Genomic DNA, 6,156 nt, shown 5'->3' with positions numbered 1-6,156 from the left:
CGTCCAGGGCGGCGTCGTTGGGCATGCCCGCCCAAAGGGTGCCTCTTGACGTCATGGAACCGGGAATGAAGACTCCTTCAACAGAACGTTGAAATCGGCGGAAGAGAGGGGTTCGGGTGTCCGAGGCTGAACTGGTGCTGCGCTCGACGCGTGTCATCACTCCCGAGGGGGTACGCGCCGCGTCGATCGCGGTGACCGGCGGGAAGATCACGGCCGTTCTGCCGCACGACGCCCCCGTCCCGGCGGGCGCCCGGCTGGAGGACGCCGGCGACCACGTCGTCCTGCCCGGACTGGTCGACACCCACGTGCACGTGAACGACCCCGGGCGCACCGAGTGGGAGGGCTTCTGGACCGCCACCCGCGCCGCGGCGGCCGGTGGCATCACCACCCTCGTGGACATGCCGCTCAACTCCCTCCCGCCGACCACGACCGTCGACCACCTGCGCACCAAGCGCGAGGTCGCCGCCGACAAGGCCCACATCGACGTCGGCTTCTGGGGCGGTGCCCTTCCCGACAACGTCAAGGACCTGCGTCCGCTGCACGAGGCCGGGGTCTTCGGCTTCAAGGCGTTCCTGTCGCCCTCGGGCGTGGACGAGTTCCCGCACCTCGACCAGGAGCAGCTCGCCCGGTCCCTCGCGGAGATCGCCGCCCTCGACGGCCTGCTGATCGTGCACGCCGAGGACCCGCACCACCTGGCCGCGGCCCCGCAGCAGGGCGGTCCCAAGTACACCCACTTCCTCGCCAGTCGCCCGCGCGACGCCGAGGACACCGCGATCGCCGCCCTCCTCGCGCAGGCCAAGCGGTTCGACGCGCGTGTGCACGTGCTCCACCTGTCCTCCAGCGACGCCCTGCCGCTGATCGCCGAGGCCCGCGCCGAAGGCGTGCGGGTCACCGTCGAGACGTGCCCCCACTACCTCACCCTCACCGCCGAGGAAGTGCCGGACGGCGCGAGCGAGTTCAAGTGCTGCCCGCCCATCCGCGAGGCCGCCAACCAGGACCTGCTGTGGCAGGCACTGGCGGACGGCACGATCGACTGCGTGGTCACCGACCACTCGCCGTCCACCGCCGACCTGAAGACCGACGACTTCGCCACCGCCTGGGGAGGCATAGCCGGCCTCCAGCTCAGTCTGCCGGCCATGTGGACCGCGGCCCGCGAGCGCGGTCTGGGCCTGGAGGACATCGTGCGCTGGATGTCGGCGCACACGGCCCGCCTGGTGGGGCTCGACGCGCACAAGGGCGCCATCGCCGCGGGCCGTGACGCGGACTTCGCGGTCCTCGCCCCCGACGAGACCTTCACTGTCGACCCGGCCGCCCTCCAGCACCGCAACCGCGTCACCGCGTACGCGGGCAAGACCCTGTACGGCGTCGTGAAGTCCACCTGGCTGCGCGGAGAGCGCATCGTGGCGGACGGCGCGTTCACCGAGCCGAAGGGACAGCTCCTCACCCGGCCCTGACAGGGCCGGACCTCCTGAATCCAGATCATCCCGAACGACCCGAAAGGAACACCTGATCACCGTGACGGCCCAGCAGAACACCTCGTTGGCCAGCTTCACCGGCGACGCGAACCCGTACGGGGGCGGCGACCCGTACGCCGACTACCGCACCGCCGACCTCCCCTTCACCCAGTACGCCAACCTTGCCGACCGGCAGCTCGGCGCGGGTGTCGTCGCCGCCAACGACGAGTTCTTCGCCCAGCGAGAGAACCTGCTGGTGCCCGAGCCCGCCGAGTTCGACCCCGAGCACTTCGGGCACAAGGGCAAGGTCATGGACGGCTGGGAGACCCGCCGGCGCCGCGGCGCCTCGGCCGGCCGGCCCTGGCCCACCGAGGACGACCACGACTGGGCGCTGATCCGCCTCGGCGCCCCCGGCGTGATCCGCGGCATCGTCGTCGACACCGCCCACTTCCGCGGCAACTACCCGCAGGCCGTCTCCGTCGAGGGCACCTCGGTCGCCGGCTCGCCGTCACCGGAAGAGCTCCTCGCGGACGACGTGAAGTGGACGACGCTCGTCCCGCGCACCGCCGTCGGCGGCCACGCGGCCAACGGCTTCGCCGTCTCGGCCGAGCAGCGCTTCACCCACCTGCGGCTCAAGCAGCACCCCGACGGCGGCATCGCCCGCCTGCGCGTGTACGGCGAGGTCGTCCCGGACCCGGCGTGGCTCGCCGCCCTCGGCACCTTCGACGTCGTGGCCCTGGAGAACGGCGGCCAGGTCGAGGACGCCTCCAACCTCTTCTACTCGCCGGCCACCAACACCATCCAGCCGGGGCGCTCCCGCAAGATGGACGACGGCTGGGAGACCCGCCGCCGCCGTGACCAGGGCCACGACTGGATCAGCTACCGCCTGGCGGACCGCGTCCAGATCCGCGCCGTCGAGATCGACACGGCGTACCTGAAGGGCAACTCGGCCGGCTGGGCCTCGGTGTCCGTGAAGGACGGCGAGTCGGGCGAATGGCGCGAGGTCCTGCCGCGCACCCGTATGCAGCCCGACACCAACCACCGCTTCGTCCTGCCCGAGGCGGCCGTCGGCACCCACGCGCGCGTGGACATCTTCCCCGACGGCGGCATCTCCCGGCTGCGCCTGTTCGGCTCCCTGACGGAGGACGGCGCCGGCCACCTGGCCGCCCGCCACCAGGAACTCGGCGGCTGACCCACCGCTCACCGACCCGCGGGGCGCACCGGCCGGACAGCACCGGTGCGCCCCGCGCGCATGCCGCCCGTCGTCGCGCGCCTGCCGCCTGATCAGGAGTACACGGCCTTCACGCGTACGGCCTCCCACCGGCCCCTGGACGTGCCGCCTACGCCGCGTGCCCGCCGTCCACCGCGAACTCCGCGCCCGTGACGTACGACGCGCCCGCCAGGTATGCCACTGTCGACGCGACCTCCTCCGCGGTGCCGAAGCGGCCCAGCGCGGTCATGGCCGCCTGCCCGTCCGCGTAGGGACCGTCCGCCGGGTTCATGTCGGTGTCGATCGGCCCCGGGTGGACGATGTTCGCCGTGATCCCCCGCTGACCGAGCTCCCTGGCCAGGGCCTTGGTCAGCCCGATCAGCGCCGACTTGCTCATCGCGTACAGCGTGCCGCCCGGACCGGGCACCCGCTGGGTCATGCAGGTGCCGACGGTGATGATCCGGCCGCCCTCGGTCATGCGGGACGCGGCCGCCTGCGAGGAGAGGAAGACCCCGCGGACGTTCACGGCGAGCAGCCGGTCGACATCGGCGAGCGACAGGCCCTCGAGCGGGCCGAGCAGACCCAGTCCCACGTTGTTGACCAGCACGTCGGGGCCGCCGCCGAACGCCTGTGCCGCACGCTCCACCGCCCCCGCCGCCTCTTCCGCGTCGGCGGAGTCCGCCCGCAGGGCCACCGCCCTGCGCCCCAGTGCCTCGACGGCCCGTACGACGTCCTCGGCCGCGTCCTTGCCGTTGACGTAGGTGAGGGCGACGTCCGCGCCCTCCCGTGCCAGCCGCAGCACGGTCGCCGCACCGATGCCGCGGCTGCCGCCCGTCACCAGGGCCGCCCGGCCGGTCAGCGGCGCCGAGGGGTGAGTGAGTGTTTCCGTGTTCGTGTTCATGGCTCCATCACAGCGGCCCCGCCCCGCACCCGCTGGCGGTGAACGGACGTCGACCTGACCGATGAGTCCTCGACGCCGGCGGAGTCTGAACCGGTGACAGCACACTCCCACCGCACCGGAAGGCAGGCACCCGTCATGGGCAAGCTCGTTCTCACCACCTTCCTCACCCTCGACGGCGTCTACCAGGCCCCCGGCGGCCCCCAGGAGGACACCCGCGACGGATTCGACCAGGGCGGCTGGACCGTCCCGTACGGCGACGAGGACTTCGGCGGTTTCGTCGACGAGGTGTTCGGCCGGGTCGGCGCCTTCCTCCTCGGCCGCCGCACATACGAGATCTTCGCCGCGTACTGGCCGAAGATCACCGACCCGGCCGACCCCGTCGCCTCCAAACTGAACGGTCTGCCGAAGTACGTCGCCTCCACCACCCTCACCGACCCGGAGTGGACGGGCACGACCGTGCTCGGCGGCGACCTCGCCCAGGAGGTCACCGCGGTGAAGGAGCGCACCGACGGGGAACTCCAGGTGCACGGCAGCGGAGCCCTCGCGGGGTCGCTGCTGGCGCTCGGCCTCGTCGACACGGTCCACCTGCTGACCTTCCCCGTGGTGCTCGGCGCCGGGCGCCGACTCTTCGCGGAGGGTGCCCGGCCGACGGCCTTCCGGCACACCGGCGGGCGCGTGACGGCCGCGGGCGTCTCCATCCAGTCGTACGACCTGGCCGGACGCCCGGAGTACGGCTCCTACGAGCTGCCCGAGAACGCCTGACCGTGCCCGTCCCAGCCGGTCACGGAGGCAGGATCCCGGAGTCACCGTGACTCACCGCCCTCACCGGGACTTCCTGCTCTCGGCGGCGGCGAACAGCGCGAGGGCCAGCACGACGAGCGCCACACTCGCGTAGATCTCGTAGCCGTCCAGGAAACCGATCCGATGCACGAATCCCCAGTCCCAGTCGGCGAACTCGTGCACGAGGCCCGCGACGCCCTGCACCAGGGCGAAGAAGCCGATGAATCCCAGTAGTTCCTTCATGCCCCCGACCTTCGCCCCGCGGCCCCCCGACACACATCGGCCGCGGGGCGGACCCCGTCCGACCGAAGTACCCGTTCCCCGTCGTCCGGCGTGCCGAAAGTCTGCGGCTCCGCGACTTCGGTCGACGATCCCGTCCGCACGGCGGTCACGGGCGCCGGTGCTGCGTAGATTCGTCGACTGTGAACAAAGAAAGGTCGGCACGGATCACCCCGGCGTTCCCGGAGCGTCGCTGGCTGCTGCCCTCGGCGCTGATCGCACAGCTCGACGCGAGCCCGGGACCCGAACCGTCCCCACGGCGATCCCGGCGGTACCGGCGGACCGCACGCGACTGGACCGTCGACTTCAGCTGTTTCCTGATAGCAGTCGTGATCGGCCTCCTCAGCGCGGACGCGCTGGAGAACGAGCCGCACCTTCCGCATGCCATGGAGGTCGCCGACCAGGTGATCGGCGCCCTCGCCTGCGCCGCCGTCTGGCTCAGGCGCCGGTGGCCGGTCGCACTCGCCGTGGCCATGCTGCCGATCGGTTTCCTCTCGGTCACGTCGAGCGGTACCGCCCTCGTCTCCCTTTTCACCGTGGCCGTGCACCGGCCCTTCCGGTACGTGGCCTGGGTGGCGGGCGCGCACATCGCGCTCCAGCCCGTCTTCTACTGGGTGCGCCCCGACCCCGAACTGCCCTACCTCGGGGTTGTCTTCTTCGGCATCCTGCTCGCCGCCGCGGTGGCGGGCTGGGGCATGCTCGCCCGCTCCAAGCGGCAGCTCATGCTCAGCCTGCGCGACCGGGCCCGGCGCGCCGAGACGGAGGCCCGGCTCCGTGCCGAGCAGGCGCAACGGCTGGCCCGGGAGGCCATCGCCCGCGAGATGCACGACGTCCTCGCACACCGGCTGACACTGCTCAGCGTGCACGCGGGCGCGCTGGAGTTCCGGCCGGACGCGTGCCGCGAGGACGTGGCGCGGGCGGCCGGAGTCATCCGCGAGAGCGCGCACGACGCCCTTCAGGACCTGCGGGAGATCATCGGCGTCCTGCGGGCCGCGGAGCCCGACGACGCGGGCCGTCCCCAGCCGACGCTCGCGGGGCTCGACGCCCTGGTCGCCGAGTCCCGCGAGGCCGGTATGAAGGTCGCTCTCGCCGGACGCGTCACCGACCGCGCCGCCGTGCCCGCGTCCGTCGGTCGCACCGCCTACCGCATCGCCCAGGAGGCACTGACCAACGCGCGCAAGCACGCCCCCGGCACCGAGGTCACCGTCTCCGTCACCGGCGCACCTGGAGACGGCCTCGTCGTGTCCGTGCGCAACGCCCCGCCCGGGAGCGAGGTGCCCGAGGTGCCCGGCTCGGGGCAGGGCCTGATCGGGCTGACCGAGCGCGCCACGCTCGCGGGCGGCACCCTGGACCACGGTCCCACACCCGAGGGCGGCTTCGAGGTACGGGCGCGACTGCCGTGGGGATGAGCCGGACGGTCGTGGGGGGACGACCGTCGTCGGGGCCGGCGGAAGTCGTGGAAGCCGTGCCGGCCCAGGCGTTCGGGTGCGCGCGGGTGGTGTGGAACGACTGCCTGCGTGATCGCAGGGAAG

The 6,156-nt window shown here is 72.5% G+C and carries 7 protein-coding genes; 5 read left to right on the top strand and 2 right to left on the bottom strand.

Annotated elements, in window-relative coordinates:
• The first annotated feature begins 116 nt into the window (after positions 1-116).
• Positions 117-1,454, top strand: coding sequence for an allantoinase AllB (allB, locus tag ABEA26_RS34480; RefSeq protein ID WP_345597821.1), 1,338 nt, complete (start codon positions 117-119; stop codon positions 1,452-1,454).
• A gap of 61 nt (positions 1,455-1,515) precedes the next feature.
• Positions 1,516-2,646, top strand: coding sequence for an allantoicase (alc, locus tag ABEA26_RS34475; RefSeq protein ID WP_345597819.1), 1,131 nt, complete (start codon positions 1,516-1,518; stop codon positions 2,644-2,646).
• A 148-nt stretch (positions 2,647-2,794) separates the two neighbouring features.
• Here the strand turns inward: alc and ABEA26_RS34470 are convergent, their stop codons facing one another.
• Positions 2,795-3,565, bottom strand: a complete 771-nt coding sequence (locus ABEA26_RS34470; protein ID WP_345597817.1) for an SDR family oxidoreductase — start codon at positions 3,563-3,565, stop codon at positions 2,795-2,797.
• Positions 3,566-3,700: 135 nt separating this feature from the next.
• Between ABEA26_RS34470 and ABEA26_RS34465 the strand changes: the two genes are divergently transcribed.
• Entirely contained in the window at positions 3,701-4,327 is a 627-nt protein-coding gene (locus tag ABEA26_RS34465; protein ID WP_345597823.1) for a dihydrofolate reductase family protein, read from the top strand.
• 60 nt (positions 4,328-4,387) lie between these two features.
• On the opposite strand, the gene ABEA26_RS34460 is transcribed toward ABEA26_RS34465, so the two are convergent.
• The gene (locus tag ABEA26_RS34460; RefSeq protein WP_345597815.1) at positions 4,388-4,588 is read right to left on the bottom strand and encodes a hypothetical protein; all 201 of its coding nucleotides are present in this window, start codon (positions 4,586-4,588) and stop codon (positions 4,388-4,390) included.
• 179 nt (positions 4,589-4,767) lie between these two features.
• On the opposite strand from ABEA26_RS34460, the gene ABEA26_RS34455 reads away from it, so the two are divergent.
• Positions 4,768-6,033, top strand: coding sequence for a sensor histidine kinase (locus ABEA26_RS34455; RefSeq protein ID WP_345597813.1), 1,266 nt, complete (start codon positions 4,768-4,770; stop codon positions 6,031-6,033).
• The coding region (locus tag ABEA26_RS36505; RefSeq protein WP_425587953.1) for a helix-turn-helix domain-containing protein at positions 6,030-6,156 on the top strand (127 nt) is incomplete at its 3' end. The genes ABEA26_RS34455 and ABEA26_RS36505, both read left to right, overlap by 4 nt.

Origin of the sequence: Streptomyces marokkonensis (genome assembly GCF_039539045.1) — a bacterium.
Classification (GTDB): Bacteria; Actinomycetota; Actinomycetes; order Streptomycetales; family Streptomycetaceae; genus Streptomyces; species Streptomyces marokkonensis.
This window is presented reverse-complemented; position numbering and strand designations above follow the sequence as displayed.

Bases quoted from the DNA above. Each gene is read 5' to 3' on its own strand.
- ABEA26_RS34470 (WP_345597817.1), bottom strand. From the start codon at position 3,565: ATGAACACGAACACGGAAACACTCACTCACCCCTCGGCGCCGCTGACC.
- ABEA26_RS34465 (WP_345597823.1), top strand. From the start codon at position 3,701: ATGGGCAAGCTCGTTCTCACCACCTTCCTCACCCTCGACGGCGTCTAC.
- ABEA26_RS34460 (WP_345597815.1), bottom strand. From the start codon at position 4,588: ATGAAGGAACTACTGGGATTCATCGGCTTCTTCGCCCTGGTGCAGGGC.